This is a genomic window from Streptomyces sp. NPDC014623 (assembly GCF_043088245.1).
GTDB lineage: Bacteria > Actinomycetota > Actinomycetes > Streptomycetales > Streptomycetaceae > Streptomyces.
This window is the reverse complement of sequence record NZ_JBIBZU010000029.1, coordinates 1-16,482: the sequence shown is the minus strand read 5'-3', so window position 1 is coordinate 16,482 and position 16,482 is coordinate 1. Positions and strand designations below refer to the sequence as shown.

The 16,482-nt window shown below is 69.4% G+C and carries 15 protein-coding genes and 2 pseudogenes; 11 read left to right on the top strand and 6 right to left on the bottom strand.

The genetic code is table 11. The features are described 5' to 3' along the window. The first annotated feature begins 50 nt into the window (after window positions 1-50). Window positions 51-569 (top strand): SixA phosphatase family protein, encoded by a 519-nt coding sequence (locus ACF1FZ_RS31895; RefSeq protein ID WP_391776864.1) that lies wholly within the window; start codon window positions 51-53, stop codon window positions 567-569. 76 nt (window positions 570-645) lie between these two features. On the opposite strand, the gene serB is transcribed toward ACF1FZ_RS31895, so the two are convergent. Next, the gene (serB, locus tag ACF1FZ_RS31890) at window positions 646-1,902 is read right to left on the bottom strand and encodes a phosphoserine phosphatase SerB (RefSeq protein WP_391776863.1); all 1,257 of its coding nucleotides are present in this window, start codon (window positions 1,900-1,902) and stop codon (window positions 646-648) included. A 278-nt stretch (window positions 1,903-2,180) separates the two neighbouring features. Here serB and ACF1FZ_RS31885 point away from each other — a divergent pair, with 278 nt between their 5' ends. Continuing rightward, window positions 2,181-4,730, top strand: coding sequence for an FHA domain-containing protein (locus tag ACF1FZ_RS31885; RefSeq protein ID WP_391776862.1), 2,550 nt, complete (start codon window positions 2,181-2,183; stop codon window positions 4,728-4,730). Window positions 4,731-4,867: 137 nt separating this feature from the next. Here the strand turns inward: ACF1FZ_RS31885 and ACF1FZ_RS31880 are convergent, their stop codons facing one another. Then, window positions 4,868-5,614 carry a transglycosylase SLT domain-containing protein gene (locus tag ACF1FZ_RS31880; RefSeq protein ID WP_391776861.1) on the bottom strand — a complete coding sequence of 249 codons (747 nt, stop codon included), beginning with the start codon at window positions 5,612-5,614 and terminating at the stop codon, window positions 4,868-4,870. Between the two features lie 469 nt (window positions 5,615-6,083). Here ACF1FZ_RS31880 and ACF1FZ_RS31875 point away from each other — a divergent pair, with 469 nt between their 5' ends. After that, on the top strand, window positions 6,084-7,229 hold the full coding sequence (locus ACF1FZ_RS31875) for a GAF domain-containing sensor histidine kinase (RefSeq protein WP_391776860.1): 1,146 nt from the start codon (window positions 6,084-6,086) through the stop codon (window positions 7,227-7,229). Beyond that, window positions 7,222-7,869 (top strand): response regulator, encoded by a 648-nt coding sequence (locus ACF1FZ_RS31870; RefSeq protein WP_391776859.1) that lies wholly within the window; start codon window positions 7,222-7,224, stop codon window positions 7,867-7,869. Before ACF1FZ_RS31875 ends, ACF1FZ_RS31870 begins: the two co-directional genes overlap by 8 nt. A 161-nt stretch (window positions 7,870-8,030) precedes the next feature. Here the strand turns inward: ACF1FZ_RS31870 and ACF1FZ_RS31865 are convergent, their stop codons facing one another. Then, window positions 8,031-8,810 carry a hypothetical protein gene (locus ACF1FZ_RS31865; protein ID WP_391776858.1) on the bottom strand — a complete coding sequence of 260 codons (780 nt, stop codon included), beginning with the start codon at window positions 8,808-8,810 and terminating at the stop codon, window positions 8,031-8,033. A 120-nt stretch (window positions 8,811-8,930) separates the two neighbouring features. On the opposite strand from ACF1FZ_RS31865, the gene ACF1FZ_RS31860 reads away from it, so the two are divergent. The 4 genes from ACF1FZ_RS31860 (at window position 8,931) to ACF1FZ_RS31845 (ending at window position 12,154) form a co-directional block, all read left to right on the top strand. Beyond that, window positions 8,931-9,731, top strand: coding sequence for an ABC transporter ATP-binding protein (locus ACF1FZ_RS31860; RefSeq protein WP_391776857.1), 801 nt, complete (start codon window positions 8,931-8,933; stop codon window positions 9,729-9,731). Between the two features lie 65 nt (window positions 9,732-9,796). Then, window positions 9,797-10,225, top strand: a complete 429-nt coding sequence (locus tag ACF1FZ_RS31855) for an NfeD family protein (RefSeq protein ID WP_391776856.1) — start codon at window positions 9,797-9,799, stop codon at window positions 10,223-10,225. A gap of 147 nt (window positions 10,226-10,372) precedes the next feature. Beyond that, the gene (locus ACF1FZ_RS31850; RefSeq protein ID WP_150490505.1) at window positions 10,373-11,302 is read left to right on the top strand and encodes an SPFH domain-containing protein; all 930 of its coding nucleotides are present in this window, start codon (window positions 10,373-10,375) and stop codon (window positions 11,300-11,302) included. 78 nt (window positions 11,303-11,380) lie between these two features. Then, complete coding sequence (locus ACF1FZ_RS31845; protein WP_391776855.1) at window positions 11,381-12,154, top strand: sulfite exporter TauE/SafE family protein; 774 nt, start codon at window positions 11,381-11,383, stop codon at window positions 12,152-12,154. 68 nt (window positions 12,155-12,222) lie between these two features. Here ACF1FZ_RS31845 and ACF1FZ_RS31840 read toward each other — a convergent pair whose 3' ends face one another. From ACF1FZ_RS31840 to ACF1FZ_RS31830, 3 genes are all read right to left on the bottom strand, one after another. Continuing rightward, on the bottom strand, window positions 12,223-12,729 hold the full coding sequence (locus ACF1FZ_RS31840) for an HNH endonuclease (RefSeq protein ID WP_391776854.1): 507 nt from the start codon (window positions 12,727-12,729) through the stop codon (window positions 12,223-12,225). A gap of 141 nt (window positions 12,730-12,870) precedes the next feature. Further along, a complete protein-coding gene (locus ACF1FZ_RS31835; RefSeq protein ID WP_391776853.1) occupies window positions 12,871-13,404 on the bottom strand; it encodes a YbhB/YbcL family Raf kinase inhibitor-like protein in 534 nt (177 codons plus the stop codon). 55 nt (window positions 13,405-13,459) lie between these two features. Beyond that, a complete protein-coding gene (locus ACF1FZ_RS31830) occupies window positions 13,460-14,242 on the bottom strand; it encodes a sporulation protein (RefSeq protein ID WP_391776852.1) in 783 nt (260 codons plus the stop codon). An 86-nt stretch (window positions 14,243-14,328) separates the two neighbouring features. Between ACF1FZ_RS31830 and ACF1FZ_RS31825 the strand changes: the two are divergent. From ACF1FZ_RS31825 to ACF1FZ_RS31815, 3 genes and pseudogenes are all read left to right on the top strand, one after another. Continuing rightward, window positions 14,329-14,586: pseudogene (locus ACF1FZ_RS31825) on the top strand (DNA-3-methyladenine glycosylase); the annotation flags it as partial. A 14-nt stretch (window positions 14,587-14,600) separates the two neighbouring features. Further along, window positions 14,601-15,212 carry a DNA-3-methyladenine glycosylase gene (locus tag ACF1FZ_RS31820; protein ID WP_391776851.1) on the top strand — a complete coding sequence of 204 codons (612 nt, stop codon included), beginning with the start codon at window positions 14,601-14,603 and terminating at the stop codon, window positions 15,210-15,212. 583 nt (window positions 15,213-15,795) lie between these two features. Continuing rightward, window positions 15,796-16,180: pseudogene (locus ACF1FZ_RS31815) on the top strand (DNA-3-methyladenine glycosylase); the annotation flags it as partial. Window positions 16,181-16,482 lie beyond the last annotated feature (302 nt).

The following is a 16,482-nucleotide window of genomic DNA, read 5'->3' as shown; positions in this document are numbered from 1 at the left end:
CGCGTCAACACCCTGCGCCCGGAGGCGCAATTCGTGCGAAGCTGAAGTGTATGAGCGCCGATACACCTCGCAGGATCGTCCTTCTCAGGCATGCAAAGGCGGAATGGTCGCAGCAGTCCGACCATGAGCGGCCACTGGCGGAACGGGGCAGGAAGGACGCCCCCGTCGCCGGCCGCAAGCTGGCCGATTCAGGCATCACCTTCGACCTGGCTCTGTGCTCGACCGCCACCAGGACCCGCGAGACCTGGAAGCTCGCGGTCCACGAATTCACGGAGCGCCCCAGGACCGTGTACGAGGAGAGGCTGTACGAGGCCTCCCTCGGCGAACTGATCGCCCTGTTCGACGAGACCCCCGACGATGTGCGGAATCTGCTGGTCGTCGGCCACAATCCCGGCATGCACGGCGCAGCGGACGCGCTCTCCGGCAGTGCCGAGGGCGACGCGCTCGCCCGTATGACCAAGGACGGCTTCCCGACCGCCGCCTACGCCGTCGTCGAGTTCTCGGGCCCCTGGAAGACCCTGGAGCACGGAGTGGGCAAGCTCGTCGAATACTGGACGCCGAACGACTGAAACACGACGCGCGAAGGGGCGCCGCGCACACCCCGTGTGCGCGGCGCCCCTCCCTGCGTACGGAACCCCCGCGCGGTCAGTCCACGAGGCCGTCGGCGGCCTCGACCTCCTCGCGGGTGATCCCGAGGAGGTACAGCACGGTGTCCAGGAACGGGACGTTCACCGCCGTGTGGGCGGCCTCCCGGACGACCGGCTTGGCGTTGAAGGCGACACCGAGGCCGGCCGTGTTCAGCATGTCGAGATCGTTCGCACCGTCACCGATCGCCACCGTCTGGGCCAGCGGCACCCCCGCCTGCGCCGCGAAGCTGCGCAGCAGCCGGGCCTTGCCGGCCCGGTCCACGATGTCGCCCACGACCCGGCCGGTGAGCTTGCCGTCGACGACCTCCAGCGTGTTGGCGGAGGCGAAGTCGAGCCCGAGGCGCTCCTTGAGGTCATCCGTGACCTGGGTGAAGCCCCCCGAGACCACACCCACTTGGTAGCCGAGCCGCTTGAGCGTCCGGATGAGGGTACGGGCCCCGGGGGTCAGCCGCACCTGCTCCCGCACCTTCTCCACCACCGACACGTCGAGCCCGGCCAGCAGTTCCACACGGGCGTGCAGGGACTGCTCGAAGTCGAGTTCGCCGCGCATCGCCTGCTCCGTCACGGCGGCGACCTCGGCCTCGCAGCCGGCATGGGCCGCGAAGAGTTCGATGACCTCGTCCTGGATGAGCGTGGAGTCCACGTCCATGACGACCAGCCGCTGTGCCCGGCGGCTCAGCCCTGCCGACACGACGGCGATGTCGACGCCGATGCCGGCGGCCTCCGTCGCCAGCGCGGTCCGCAGTACCTCGGTGCCGGTGCCGGACACCGCGAACTCGACGGCGGTGACGGGGTACTTCGCCAGACGGAAGATCCGGTCGATGTTGCCGCCGGTGGAGGTGATCCTGGCCGCTATGGCCGCCGTGGACTCCGCGGTCAGCGGGTGCCCCAGCACGGTCACATGGGAACGGCCGTCGCCGCGGGGGCGGTTGTCACCGGTGCCCGAGATGATCTCGGCCTGCAGCTTCAGCGACTCCGCCCAGCTGTGCACGGTCGCCCGGAGGTCACCCTCGGTCGTACCGTCCGGGACCGGTGAGGTCACCAGGGCGCACAGGACGATGCGGCCACGGGTGACGACCTGTTCGATGTCCACGACGTCGACGGCGTAGGCGGCCAGGGTGTCGAAAAGTCCGGCGGTGATGCCCGGCCGGTCCTTCCCGAAGATCTTGACGAGAAGGGTGGGGGCGTCTGTGCCCCGAGGGGCTTCGGAGGGCTCAGGAGACCGGGGTGACCGAGGTGGCTGAGATGCGCTCATGGTGGTCCCACCGTATAGGGCCACGGGGCGAGCCCAGAAGCCGTCCCGAGTGGCGGACAGCCGGCGGCGGGCCCGGGCGGGGCCGCGGGACCGGGCATCAGGCGCCTCGGATGAGGTGCTCCGGACCCATTTCTCCCGAGTCGGCGGAGGGGGCGCCGGGCCTCCGCACCGTCTTCACGCCGCCCGGCTTTCCGTTCCGGGACCGCTCCTGGAATAGTTCCCCACGATGTTCAGCATCCCTAGGCTCCCTGCGACGGGGGCGATTCGGGGGACGACTAGTGGGGCGCGGAGTGCCGGAACTCGTACTTGAATTGAACGGAAGGACCTGGGCGCTCGATCCGTCCAGGTCGTACGCCCTCGGACGTGATCCGCAGGGTGACCTGACGGTCGACGACGCCAGGGTGTCCTGGCGGCATGCCACGATCAGCTGGAACGGCCGCAGCTGGTCCATCGAGGACCACGGCAGCACGAACGGCACCTATGTGCAGGGCCGGCGCATCCAGCAGACGGAGATCGCCCCGGGCACCTCGGTCCACCTGGGCAACGCCACGGACGGACCGCGGCTGAGCCTCGCCGCTCCGGCGGGAGCCGGAGTCCAGGGCGGGCACGCGGCGGGAGCGCGACAGGCGCCCTCACCTCATGTGCAGGAGGCGCCCGCCCCGCACGTGCAGCAGGCACAGCAAGCCCCCGTGCAGTCGCAGCCGCAGGCGGCCTGGCAGCAGGCACCGCAGGCGCAGCAGCCTCCGGTCCCGCACCAGCAGGGCCACCCCGGAGCAGGCGGCCACGGGGGCGCGGCGGGGGTGCCGCCGGTCTACGGCGACCGCAGCCCCACCACCTTCCACCAGCTGGACCTCGGCCGCGTCATGCGCATCGGCCGTGCGCTGGAGAACGAGCTGGTCGTCTCCGACCTGCAGGTCTCCCGCCTGCACGCCGAGTTCCGGGCCACGCCCGACGGGCGCTTCGAGATCCGTGACCTCGGGTCGCACAACGGCACGTACGTCAACGGCCAGCCGCTCAGCAAGTCCGGCACGGCGCTCATCGGCCCGAACGACATCGTCGGTGTCGGCCACTCGACCTTCAGGCTGGTCGGGGACAGGCTGGAAGAGTTCGTCGACACCGGTGAGGTCTCCTTCTCCGCCCGCCACCTCACGGTGACGGTCGACGGCGGCAAGGACATCCTCAAGGACGTCTCGTTCGGCGTTCCGGAGAAGTCGCTGATCGCCGTCATCGGACCCTCCGGCTCCGGCAAGTCCACCCTGCTCAAGGCGCTCACCGGTTACCGGCCCGCCAACCAGGGCGACGTCCTCTACGACAACAGGAACCTGTACAAGCAGTTCGCCGAGCTGAGGCAGCGCATCGGCCTGGTCCCGCAGGACGACATCCTGCACAAGGAACTCACGGTCACCAAGGCCCTCAAGTACGCGGCCAAGCTCCGCTTCCCCGCGGACACCACGGAGGCCGAACGCACCGCCCGGATCCACGAGGTCCTCGCCGAGCTCAAGCTCGACATCCACAAGGACAAGAAGGTCACCTCGCTCTCCGGCGGCCAGCGCAAGCGCGTGTCGGTCGCCCTGGAGCTGCTGACCAAGCCGTCGCTGATCTTCCTGGACGAGCCGACCTCGGGCCTCGACCCGGGCATGGACCGTGACGTCATGCAGCTGCTGCGCGGCCTCGCGGACGACGGCCGTACGGTCCTGGTGGTCACGCACTCCGTGGCCGAGCTGGCCATCTGCGACAAGCTCCTGGTGATGGCGCCCGGCGGTTCCGTCGCCTACTTCGGCCCTCCCGGGGAGGCACTGAACTTCTTCGGCTACACCAGCTGGGCGGACGTCTTCTCCGCCTTCGAGAACTACCGCGACTACGACTGGTCGGGACGCTGGCGCGGCTCGCAGCACTACCAGATGTACGCCGCCGACATCGACGCCGTCGCCGTGCAGTCCGTGCACATGCCCCCGCCGCAGCGGATGCGCCCGCCGAAGCCGTCGGGCTGGGCGGCCCAGCTGTGGACCCTGATGCGCCGGTACGTCTCGGTGATCGCGTCCGACAAGGGCTTCCTCCTCCTGATGGTGCTCCTGCCCGCCGTGCTCGGTGTCGTCAGCGTGGTCATCCCGGCGGAGTTCGGCCTCGCGGAGCCCGACCCGCCCTCGCGGTTCAACGGCAAGGCCGGAACGATCATGCTGATCCTCGCGGTCGGCATGTGCTTCGCCGCCGCCGCCAATTCCGTGCGGGAACTCATCAAGGAGCGGGTGATCTACGAACGGGAACGGGCCACCGGCCTCTCCCGTTCCGCCTACCTGCTGTCCAAGGTGATCGTCCTCGGCGTGATCACCGCCTTCCAGGGCGTGATCATCTGCGGGATCGGCTTCTCCACCCGCGAGCTGCCGGAGGAGGGCCTGTTCATGCCCCCCGCGGTGGAGATCTGCCTGTCGATCATCGTGCTCGGCTTCGCCTCGATGATGTTCGGCCTGATGATCTCCGCGCTGGTGAAGACCGCCGAGAAGACCATGCCGCTGCTCGTCATGTTCGCCATCGTCCAGGTCGTCTTCACCGGCGTGCTCTTCCAGGTCTACGGATCGCCGGGCCTGGAGCAGTTCGCCTGGCTGATGCCGTCGCGCTGGGCGGTGGCCGCGGCCGGGACCACGCTCGACCTCGCCCACCTCATGCCGCCGTGGGACCCCAAGGCCCCGGCCGACCTGGACCCGCTCTGGGAGCACTCGGCCGGCCAGTGGGGGATCAACATCACGGTGATGCTCGTCATGAGCGCCGTCCTCTTCTTCGCGGTCTCACGGATGCTGCGCCGCCACGAACCCGAGGTGATGCGCAAGTAGACGCGCCGGGCCGCACCGGGCCCGGAAACGCCCGAGGGCGGCACCCCGCGGGGTGCCGCCCTTCGGCATGTACCGGCCGGTCACGCGACGCTGCGGACCGGCGGGTCGGTTCTGCCAGGTGCTGCTCGGTGCGTGACTCAGTACGCGCTGTCGACGTTGTCGATCGAGCCGTACTTGTCCGCGGCGTAGTTGGCGGCCGCGGTGATGTTGGCGACCGGGTCGTACTGGTCGTGCTTGGTGCCCTTGACGTGGTAGAAGTCGAAGGTCGGCTTGATGACCTGCAGCAGGCCCTTCGACGGGACGCCGTTGATCGCGTTGATGTCCCAGTTGTTGATGGCCCGGGGGTTACCGCTGGACTCGCGGATGATGTTGCGGTGCAGACCCTCGTAGGTGCCGGGGATGTTCTTCTTGTCCATGATGGCGAGGGCCTCACGGATCCAGCCGTCCAGGTTGTCGGCGTAGACCGGCTTGCGGTCGGCCGCACGGCTGGCCTTCTTGGCGGCACGCTTCTTCGCGTCTGCCTTGGCCTTCGCGGCGGCCTTGCTCTTGGCCTCGGCGACGGCCTTGGCCTTCGCCTCGGCCGCGGCTGCGGCCTTCTTCTTCTCGGCGGCGTCCTTGGCCTTGGCCGCGTCGGCGGCCTTCACCAGCTGCTCGGCCGTCGAGTTCTGCTCGATCGCGCCGGCCTGGATGTTCTTGGCCTGCGAGCCGGTGTAGGCCACCGGCGCGGCGGCCGAGGCGGCCTGCGGCTCGGTCGTGGCCGAGGCGTCGTCCGGGACGAGGGAGAAGGCGAGAGAGGCGGCGGCCAGGGTGGAGACCCCCGCGACGGAGAGCTTCTGCGCCTTGTTCAGACGACGGTTACGGCTGGAGATGCGGGACACGGACATGCAGTCGTACCTCTTCGAATAGCAGGGGTCCTCGGCGAGGACGCGGACGGAAGAGCCGGGGGCATCTCCGTCGGGGACAGATGCAATTCTTAGCGCCAGCAAAATGGCCTGGCAAAGGTGTGACGTACGAAGCTGGTTAGTGGATGGGGGTCTCTTTCCTGCCTTCTTGTCCGGTTTGAACCTGGGCAACTTGACCGTTTTACGCTAACTATCCCTCTTCGTAAGTGACGTGAGTCCTATGCCTCGGCTCACACGGGAGCCTTCTGCCGCTCACGAGAAGTTGCTTCAGTAATGCGGAGCGTAAGGGGTGTATCGGGCAATCTGCGGCACTGTGGGACGGCCGCGGCCCGCCGCCTCACCCACGGGCCGCCGCGGCGCAAGGGGGCCCGTGGACCTAGGGCCGGGGCCCCGTTCCGTCCGGGCCCGCAGCCCGGTACGGCGGGGGCCTTCCCGCCGGTACGGTGAGCGCATGAGCCATCGCCCACCGTCGGGCCTCGCCGCGGTCAGCGCCGCGCTGCTCGCCATGAGCCGGCACCTCGAAATGCGGGACGTCCTCAAGACGATCGTCGCCTCGGCCCGGGAACTGCTCGACGCGGAGTACGCCGCCCTCGGCGTCCCGGACGACCACGGCGGCTTCGCCCAGTTCGTCGTCGACGGGGTCAGCGACGAACAGTGGAAGGCCATCGGGCCGCTGCCCCGCCAGCACGGCATCCTCGCGGCGATGCTCCACGAGGCGAAGCCCCAGCGGCTCGCCGACGTCCGAGAGGATCCCCGCTTCGAGGGGTGGCCCGAAGCCCACCCCGACATGTCCGACTTCCTCGGCCTGCCCATCCAGGACGGGGACGAGACCATCGGCATCCTCTTCCTCGCCAACAAGCGCTGCCCCAGGCCGACGGGCGGCTGCGACTTCACGGAGGAGGACGAGGAGCTTCTCGGGATCCTCGCCCAGCACGCGGCGATCGCCCTCACCAACGCCCGGCTCTACGAACGCAGCCGTGAACTCACGATCGCCGAGGAACGCTCACGGCTCGCCCACGAGCTGCACGACGCCGTCAGCCAGAAGCTCTTCTCGCTCCGGCTCACCGCCCAGGCCGCCGCAGCCCTCGTCGACCGCGACCCGGGGCGCGCCAAGGACGAGCTCCAGCAGGTGGCCGCCCTGGCGGGCGAAGCCGTCGACGAGCTGCGCGCGGCCGTCGTCGAGCTGCGTCCGGCCGCCTTGGACGAGGACGGTCTGGCCGCCACGCTCCGTACCCAGATCCAGGTCCTGGACCGCGCCCACAGCGCCCGGGTCACCTTCGAGAGCGCCGGAGTGCGCGCCCTCCCCTCCGCCCAGGAGGAGGCGATGCTGCGGGTCGCCCAGGAAGCACTGCACAACGCCCTGCGCCACTCGGGCGCGGGGAAGGTCGCTGTCACCCTCGTCCGGCACACCTCCGCCACGGTGCTGCGGGTCACCGACGACGGCTGTGGCTTCGACACGCGCGCCGTCCGGCGCGCCGGACGGCACCTCGGCCTCGTCTCGATGCGGCACAGGGCCGGCAGCGTCGGAGGCCGGCTCACCGTCACCTCGGAGCCCGGCAAGGGCGCCACGGTCCAGATGGAGGTCCCCTGTGCCTGAGAAGATCATCAAAGTGCTGCTGGTCGACGACCACCAAGTGGTCCGGCGGGGGCTGCGTACGTTCCTCGAGATCCAGGAGGACATAGAGATCGTCGGGGAGGCGTCGAACGGGGCCGAGGGCGTCGCCAGGACGGAGGAGCTGCGCCCCGACGTGGTCCTGATGGACATCAAGATGCCCGGCACGGACGGTATCGAGGCGCTGCGCAGGCTCAGCGAGCTGGACAACCCCGCCAAGGTGCTGATCGTCACCAGCTTCACCGAGCAGCGCACGGTCGTGCCCGCCCTGCGGGCGGGCGCGTCGGGTTACGTGTACAAGGACGTGGACCCGGACGCTCTGGCCGGCGCCATCCGCTCGGTGCACGCGGGCCACGTCCTGCTCCAGCCGGAGGTCGCAGGCGCGCTGCTGGCCCAGGACGACGCGGACGGCAACGGCACGGGGCGGGGGAGCACCCTGACCGAGCGGGAGCGGGAGGTGCTCGGGCTGATCGCCGACGGCCGCTCCAACCGGGAGATCGCCCGGGCACTGGTCCTCTCGGAGAAGACGGTGAAGACCCACGTCTCGAACATCCTCATGAAGCTGGACCTCTCGGACAGGACGCAGGCCGCGCTGTGGGCGGTCCGCAACGGAGCCGCGGGCTGAGGAAGAGCTCCTGCCGGGCGCCCCCGGGTGCGCGTCGCCGGCGCCACGGCCGACGTGGCGGGCCCGCCCGCGGCCCTCGGACAGCCCTGGCCCCGACGGCTGACGGCCGACGGCGCCCCGCCCCGCCGGGAGGGCTCGTGCGGGCCCTCCCGCGTGCGCGGTTACCGCCCCCGTTCCTCCACGTACGCGTTGTACGCCGCTACCTGCGCCCGCCTGGCCACCCGCTCCACCGGCCGCAGCGCCTCGCCCCGGGCCGCGATCTCGGAGGCGCTCACCGCGCCGCCGTGCCCGTTCGCACGGGCCACCGACACCAGCAGTCCGACGCGCTGAGCCAGCTCCAGCACCCGGACCGCCCGCGGCGGATAGCCCGGGGCCAGCAGCTCCCGCCCCCGCTCCGCCCGTGCCCGGTAGGCGTCCACAGCGGCCTCCGCGACCGGACCGGACCCGGCGACATCGAGCCGGGACAGCACCGCCGTGGCGTCCCGCAACGCCTCGGCGAGTTCCCGTTCCGCCTCACCGAGCGACGGCACATCCGCAGGCGGTGCCTCCCTGACCGGCAGGCAGCGCCAGACCACCCCGACATGCAGATCCCCGGCGGGCCCCGCCTCGCTCACCTCCGGTACGAGCCCGTAGGGCGCCCCGGACGCGACCACCGCCTCCTCCGCCTCCAGTGCCCGGGCATTGAAGGCCGGCGGCCCGCTGAGCCCCAGCGGATGCCCGGGCACCGGCAGGGCGACCCGGAAACCGGTCACGCCGAGTCCTCTCAGCCGGCCGAGTGCCAGAGTGAGCCCGACGGACCCCGGTTCACCGGGCACCCCCTCGACACGGTGCACCGCGTCCTCACCGACGATCGCCGGCACCGCGTCGTCCGGTGACACGAGTCCGGCCAAGAACGCGTTTCCCCATGCGGCGAGCCGCCCTGAGCGTGGTTCCGAAAGCATGGGAACAGCCTAGGGAACGGCCCCAGGACCTGAGCACTCCCCGGGTGGCGTAGGTTTTCCCTGGGAGCTGTGCCCACAGGCACGCGACGATCTCGACACTGTATGGGGAGACAACGCGCCATGAGCGATGTACTGGAGCTGGTGGACGTATCCGTGGTCCGCGACGGACGCGCTCTGGTGGACGACGTCTCCTGGTCGGTCAAGGAGGGGGAGCGCTGGGTCATCCTCGGGCCGAACGGTGCGGGCAAGACCACCCTCCTCAACGTCGCCTCCAGCTACCTCTTCCCGAGCACCGGCACGGCCGAGGTCCTCGGTGAGCGGCTCGGCGGGGTCGGCACCGACGTCTTCGAGCTCCGCCCCCGCATCGGCATGGCCGGTGCGGCCATGGCCGAAAAGCTCCCCAAGCGCCAGACCGTGCTGCAGACGGTGCTCACCGCCGCTTACGGCATGACCGCCACCTGGCACGAGAACTACGAAGCCGTCGACGAGGAGCGCGCCCGCGCCTTCCTCGACCGCCTCGGCATGACCGGGTACCTCGACCGCAAGTTCGGCACGCTCTCCGAGGGCGAGCGCAAGCGCACCCTCATCGCCCGCGCCATGATGACCGACCCCGAACTGCTTCTCCTCGACGAGCCGGCCGCCGGACTCGACCTCGGAGGGCGCGAGGACCTGGTCCGTCGCCTCGGCAGGCTGGCCCGGGACCCGTACGCCCCCTCCATGGTCATGGTCACCCACCATGTCGAGGAGATCCCGCCCGGTTTCACCCACGTCCTGATGATCCGCCAGGGCAAGGTGCTCGCCACCGGCCCCATGGAGACCGAGCTCAGCTCCCGGAACCTCTCCCTCTGTTTCGGCCTGCCGCTCGTCGTCGAGCACCACGGCGACCGCTACACCGCTCGCGGACTTCCTCTCGGCCAGTAGGCGCCCCACAGCCAACCTCCTCTGCGCCCTGTCGGGGAAGGCGTCCACGGTCCTACGATGACCATGTGGACATCGACGCGTGGGTGTGGTGGCTGATCGGCGCGGTGGGACTGGGCATCCCCCTCGTCCTGACCGCGATGCCCGAATTCGGAATGTTCGCCGCCGGAGCGGTGGCCGCGGCCGTCGTCGCGGCCCTCGGCGGCGGCGTCGTCGCCCAAGTGCTGGTGTTCGTCGTGGTCTCGGTGGCTCTGATCGCCGTCGTCCGGCCGATCGCCGCCAGACATCGTGCGGGCCGGCCCGGGGAGGCCACCGGCATCGACGCACTGAAAGGCCGTCAGGCCGTCGTCCTGGAACGGGTGGACGGCAGCGGCGGCCGCATCAAGCTCGCCGGCGAGGTGTGGTCCGCCCGCTCGCTCGACGGCGACCAGGTCTTCGACCCCGGCCGGCAGGTGGACGTCGTGGACATCGACGGTGCAACAGCCGTCGTCATGTGAGCGAACCGGTCACACGGCAGGCCACAGTCTGCCAAACTCGAAGTCGATCATCATGAGACCGCGACTTTCATATAAAGATGCGACCGTCATGACCGTTCGACCTCGATCACCGCGATCCGTCGGCAACCGAAGGGCACGAGGCACACGATGCAACCGATCATCATCGTCCTGATCATTCTGGTGGTGCTCGTCTTCATCGCCCTGATCAAGACGATCCAGGTCATTCCGCAGGCCAGTGCCGCCATCGTGGAGCGCTTCGGCCGCTACACCCGCACACTCAACGCCGGGCTGAACATCGTCGTCCCGTTCATCGACTCGATCCGCAACCGGATCGACCTCCGCGAACAGGTCGTCCCCTTCCCGCCCCAGCCGGTGATCACCCAGGACAACCTCGTCGTCAACATCGACACCGTCATCTACTACCAGGTGACCGACGCCCGGGCCGCCACCTACGAAGTCGCCAGCTACATCCAGGCGATCGAGCAGCTCACCGTCACCACACTGCGCAACATCATCGGCGGCATGGACCTCGAGCGGACCCTGACCTCCCGCGAGGAGATCAACGCAGCGCTGCGCGGAGTCCTCGACGAAGCCACCGGAAAGTGGGGCATTCGCGTCAACCGTGTCGAGCTCAAGGCCATCGAACCGCCCACCTCCATCCAGGACTCGATGGAGAAGCAGATGCGCGCCGACCGCGACAAGCGCGCCGCGATCCTCACCGCCGAGGGCATCAGGCAGTCCGCGATCCTCACCGCCGAGGGTGAGAAGCAGTCCGCGATCCTGCGCGCCGAAGGTGAGGCCAAGGCGTCCGCGCTGCGCGCCGAAGGTGAAGCCCAGGCCATCCGTACGGTCTTCGAGTCCATCCACGCCGGGGACCCGGACCAGAAGCTCCTGTCGTACCAGTACCTCCAGATGCTTCCCAAGATCGCCGAGGGTGACGCCAACAAGCTCTGGATCGTGCCCAGCGAGATCGGTGACGCGCTCAAGGGCCTCAGTGGCGCCTTCGGCAACCTCGGCAGCGGTGCCCCCGGCTTCAACACCGGCGCCGAACGGCGGGAGCAGCCCCCCGTCGACTGACCGGGAAACACCTTCGGGCATGATCAGTGAGGCCCCTCGACCTTCATGGCGGGGAGGCACCACTGACCATCGAAGGGGATGGCCTTGTCCATCTGGGAGATTCTCGCGGTCTTCGCGGCCGGCGTCGGGGCCGGCACGATCAACACCATCGTCGGATCGGGGACACTGATCACCTTCCCCGTCCTGCTCGCCACCGGGCTGCCACCGGTGACCGCCACCGTGTCCAACGCACTCGGCCTGATCCCGGGCTCCATCAGCGGCGCCATCGGCTACCGCCAGGAGCTGACCGGGCAGCGGCGCCGCATACTGAAACTGAGCGTCGGCGCACTGGCCGGCGGACTCACCGGGGCCACCCTCCTGCTCGCGCTGCCCTCCACGGCGTTCGAAACGATCGTCCCCGTCCTGGTGGCCCTCGCGCTGGTCCTGGTCATCCTGCAGCCCCGCATCAGCAGGGCGGTACAGCGCCGCCGCGACCGCACCGGCACCGCCTCCCGGCCCGACGGCGGGCCCCTCCTGTTCACGGGCCTGATGCTCGCCAGCGTCTACGGCGGCTACTTCACGGCGGCCCAGGGCATCATCTACCTCTCCCTCATGGGGATGCTGCTCGACGACACGATGCAGCGCCTCAACGCCGTCAAGAACGTCCTCTCCGCCGTCGTCAACACCGTCGCCGCGCTCTTCTTCCTCTTCGTCGCGGATTTCGACTGGACGGCCGTCGCCCTGATCGCCGTGGGGTCCGCCATCGGCGGCCAGATCGGCGCCAGGGTCGGCCGCCGGCTCAGCCCCCGCTTCCTGCGGGCCCTGATCGTCGTCGTCGGCACCGCGGCCATCGCCCAACTGCTGCTGCGCTGACGGACCGAGCCCGCCCCTCCGGCAGGTGGGAACGGGCTCCGCACGCGTACACGCGGGCGGGAAGACGATCACGCCGCGGAGCGTGCCAGCCACTCCGGAAGCGCCGACCGGTCACCGGCACCCAGCGCGAGCAGCATCGCGTCCGCCGGCGAAGGCACGAACGGCTGCCGCAGCAGTGGCATGCCCGCCTGCTCCGGCGTCCGGGCCGCCTTGCGGTGGTTGTCCTCCGCGCACGAGGCCACGGTGTTCAGCCAGGTGTCCTGGCCTCCCTGGGCCCGTGGCACGACATGGTCCACGGTGCTCGCCCGCCGCCCGCAGTACGCGCACCGGTGCTGGTCCCGTATGAGTACACCCCGTCTGGACCACGGCGCGTGTCTTCGGAACGGCACCCGAACGTACCGGCAGAGCCTGATCACCCGGGGGACCGGAATGTCCACGGCGGCACCTCGCATGCGGAGCCCGGGGTGCGCCTGCTCGACGACGGCCTTGTCCTGCAGGATCAGGACCACCGCACGGTTGAGCGTCACCGTCGACAGTGGCTCGAAGCTCGCGTTGAGTACAAGTGTGTCCCGCATCCTGTCCACCTCCCGTGTGCCGCCCGCCCGCCGGCGGACCCGGGATCAACTCTGTCCGGGCGAGCCGTGATGGACAACGCAATAAAAGTGCCCTGCCCTGATCTCTCCAAGACCAGGGCAGGGCAAACAGGAGGCGAACCTTCAGCTTTCCGGGGCGGTGTATTCCCCGATCAGCTGGGCGCGGCCCAGCGTGTGGAACCGCAGATTGAATCCGACCACGGCGGGCGAGGCATCACTGTCGGGGCCGAGCTTCTCGGTGTCCACCGCGTACACGGTGAAGACGTACCGGTGGTTCTCACCGGCAGGCGGCGCGGCACCCCCGAACTCCTTCGCTCCGTAGTCGTTCCGGGCCTGCACGGCGCCCTCGGGCAGCCCCTCGAACACCCCGCTCCCCGCGCCGGCCGGGAGTTCCGTCACGGATGCGGGGATGTCGAAGAGCACCCAGTGCCAGAACCCGCTGCCTGTGGGGGCGTCCGGGTCGAAGCACGTCACGGCGAAGCTCTTCGTCCCCGCGGGGAAGCCCTCCCACCGCAGGTGCGGCGAGGTGTTCCCCGCATCGAGCACCTGGGCGTCCGCCAGCACGGCGCCCGGCGTGAGGTCTTCACTCACCACGGTGAACGAGGGGACCTCCGGGTGGAAGTCGTGCGGCAGCGGCGCCCTCTTCGGCTCGGTCACGTCAGCACCTCTCCTGATCGGCTGTGGGATCTCTTCCCACCGACCCTAGGCGGTGTCAGGACCAGTTGCGCCGACCGCCGACCTGGGCGAGCCACTGATTGAGGTATGCCGCCCAGTCCGTTCCCTGGAAGTCGTTGAGGCCCACCTTGAACGCACGGTAGGAGTCACTGCCCTCACTGAAGAGCCCCGGCTTCTTGTCCATCTCCAGGACGACGTCCATCTCGCGGTCGTCCGCGATGAACGTCAGCTCCACCTGGTTCAGCCCCCGGTACTGCTGCGGCGGGAAGAACTCGATCTCCTGGTAGAACGGCAGACGCTGACGGGTGCCGCGGATGTGGCCGCGCTCCATGTCGGCGCTGCGGAAGCCGAAGCCCAGCTGTCCGAAGGCGTCCAGGATGGCCTGCTGCGCGGGCAGCGGGTGCACGTTGATCGGGTCCAGGTCACCCGAGTCCACCGCGCGGGCGATCTCCAGCTCCGTGGTCAGCCCGATGTTCATGCCGCGCAGCTGCTGCCCGGCGAACATGGTGATCGGGGTCTCCCAGGGGATCTCCAGCCCGAACGGGACGACGTGCACCGCGCCGGCCTGTACCGCGAAGGCGCCGCCGAGGCTCTGCTTGGTGAACTCGATGTTCTGCTTGGTCTCCTGGTCCCCGCCTTCGACCTCGACCAGGGCCTGCAGACCGACCGAGAGCCCTTCGATCTGCTGGTCCACGGATCCGCCCTGGATCCGCACCTCACCCTGGACGACCCCGCCGGGGACGACATTGAGTTCGGTCAGCTCGGTCTCGACCGAAGCACCGCCGGCACCCATGCTCGCGAGCAGCCGCTTGAAGCCCATGATTTTCCTCCTTGGTCCTGACCCCTACATACGCGCCACGACCGTAGCCGGTTCCCGCCCCGCCGAGCCCAGTACCCTCGGACGCCATGAACGAAGGCATGGACCGTACGCTGCTGACGCGGGACTTCTCCGACAGGCCCGTCGTGGAGGCGGTACCCGATCTCCTGGGCCGCATCCTCGTCCGGACCACCGACGAGGGGCCCCTGGAGCTGCGCCTGACGGAGGTGGAGGCGTACGCGGGTGACATCGCCCCCGGCTCCCACGCCTTCCGAGGCCGGACGCCCCGTAACCGTGTGATGTTCGGGCCGCCGGGCCACTCGTACGTTTACTTCGCGTACGGCATGTCAAGGCGGTCAGCATGAACGTTGACCTCCTCGCCCATCCTGCCGAAGAGGTCGCCCCCAAGCTGCTCGGGAGCGTCCTCACCTGCAAGACTCCCGAGGGGACCGTGAGTATCGCCATCACGGAGACCGAGGCGTACTCCGGTTCGGCTGACCCGGCCTCCCATGCCTACCGAGGCCAGACGCCCCGTAACGCCGTCATGTTCGGACCCGCAGGACACCTGTACGTCTACCGGTCCCACGGCCTCCACTGGTGCGCCAACGTCGTCACCGGGACGGACGGTGCCGCCTCGGCTGTCCTCATCCGGGCAGGCAGAGTCATCGAGGGGGAAGACCTGGCACGCAGGCGACGAGGGGAGAGGGTCGAGAACCCACGGCTTGCCCGAGGTCCGGGGAACTTCTGTCAGGCACTCGGCATCACGGCGGAGCACAACGGCGCAGACCTCCTGACAGGCACCTCGGTCGTGTTGTCCGAGGGCGAGCCGGTACCTGCCGCGCTCATCCAGACCGGTCCTCGGGTAGGCGTGAGCAAGGCCCACGACTGGCAGCACCGGTTCTACCTCGCCGGTGATCCAACGGTCTCGGCGTACCGACTGAGCCCGAGGGCCAAACCGTCCGCCGGAGCCTGAGTCGCTGTGCGCCTTGCTCACGGCCCGCCGGTGAGCCGACGCAGGTGAGCCAGAAGATGCGTGATCGTTCGCGGGCGCGGCGCGTGACGCGTTCCTGGCCGGTCGAGTGACTGCCGACGTGCGCCGACCCGGACCGGACGGGCGGGCGGGTGCGACTGAGTACTCCAGTCGGCATCTGAGCAGCTGAGTCGGGCTCTCGTCCCTGCCTGGTGCATGCGAACCAAAGCAACAGACACAGATCTGGGCCGGTCAGACGTAGGGGTGGGTGGATGAGCGCAGATGTGGAGCGGGAGCGCTGGGAGCTGCGATCCGGAGAAGGCGTGGCCCGCTGAAGTTCGGGATGTCTCCAGCCGAGGTCGCCGACGCACTGCTGGTCTCCGAGTCTCTGGTACGCGTCGGCGGTCCGTACGAGCAGGAAGACTTCCCGGGCGGGGTGAAGGCCTCCTACGACGCGGGCAAGCTCGCACGCGTCGCGCTGGATGCAGTCACCGGTCCGCAGGTCTTCCTGGCCGGCTTCCCGTTGGCAGGGAGCGATCCAGGGCAGGTAGGGAAAGCGCGCCTTACGCGTCCACTCTTCGTCAACATGCGGCACGGCCTCAACCCGGTGTGCGGTCCTGAGGGCGAGGCGAGCGGTGTCCTGCTCCGGGCAGGGGAGATCGGCACCGGGTGGAGCTGGCCCGCCCACGTCGCGTCTCGGCCCGGAACGACAGGGAACTGGCCAAACGGCCGGCGCGCCTCGCCACAGCCCTCGACGTCGACCGCGCACTGAACGGTGCCGGCGTGGTGGAGGGCCCGCAGCGTCCTCTTTCCGTTCTGCGAGGCCCCCCGCCCTCCCCCGACAGGTGAGGGGTGGCCCCCGCACGGGCGTGGGCGGTGACGGCTCCCACCAGCCCTGGCGCTTCTGGATCGACGGTGACCCCATGGTCAGTCCGTACCGGGCCCATGTGCCGCGCCGCCGCGCAACTTGACTCGCCCCTGCCGTTTGCCTAATGTAGTCCGAGCCGCTCGAACGGATGCAGTTGTTCTTGGCGCGGTCCATCGGGCCGGGTCGAAGCATCGTGAGAGGGCCAACCACTACCTACGATTCACCCCTGGCGGGTGTAATTTCGGCATGCCGAAATTCGCCTTTCGGCTCGATTATGAGTCACCGAGGAAATCGGCTAACGTAGTGACCGCGCCGGAAAGGGAAACGCGAAAGCGGGGAACCGGACGGCGGAAGAGCAGGAGCCCGTTTCGGCCGGGAATCGGACACGGAAGAGTCTGATAGAGT

Excerpts from the sequence above, each read along its gene's own strand:
- ACF1FZ_RS31860 (WP_391776857.1), top strand. The coding sequence starts at position 8,931 with ATGAGCGATGTACTGGAGCTGGTGGACGTATCCGTGGTCCGCGACGGA.
- ACF1FZ_RS31820 (WP_391776851.1), top strand. The coding sequence starts at position 14,601 with ATGAACGTTGACCTCCTCGCCCATCCTGCCGAAGAGGTCGCCCCCAAG.
- serB (WP_391776863.1), bottom strand. The coding sequence starts at position 1,902 with ATGAGCGCATCTCAGCCACCTCGGTCACCCCGGTCTCCTGAGCCCTCC.
- ACF1FZ_RS31845 (WP_391776855.1), top strand. The coding sequence starts at position 11,381 with ATGGCCTTGTCCATCTGGGAGATTCTCGCGGTCTTCGCGGCCGGCGTC.
- ACF1FZ_RS31865 (WP_391776858.1), bottom strand. The coding sequence starts at position 8,810 with ATGCTTTCGGAACCACGCTCAGGGCGGCTCGCCGCATGGGGAAACGCG.
- ACF1FZ_RS31895 (WP_391776864.1), top strand. The coding sequence starts at position 51 with ATGAGCGCCGATACACCTCGCAGGATCGTCCTTCTCAGGCATGCAAAG.
- ACF1FZ_RS31830 (WP_391776852.1), bottom strand. The coding sequence starts at position 14,242 with ATGGGCTTCAAGCGGCTGCTCGCGAGCATGGGTGCCGGCGGTGCTTCG.
- ACF1FZ_RS31850 (WP_150490505.1), top strand. The coding sequence starts at position 10,373 with ATGCAACCGATCATCATCGTCCTGATCATTCTGGTGGTGCTCGTCTTC.
- ACF1FZ_RS31875 (WP_391776860.1), top strand. The coding sequence starts at position 6,084 with ATGAGCCATCGCCCACCGTCGGGCCTCGCCGCGGTCAGCGCCGCGCTG.
- ACF1FZ_RS31880 (WP_391776861.1), bottom strand. The coding sequence starts at position 5,614 with ATGTCCGTGTCCCGCATCTCCAGCCGTAACCGTCGTCTGAACAAGGCG.
- ACF1FZ_RS31840 (WP_391776854.1), bottom strand. The coding sequence starts at position 12,729 with ATGCGGGACACACTTGTACTCAACGCGAGCTTCGAGCCACTGTCGACG.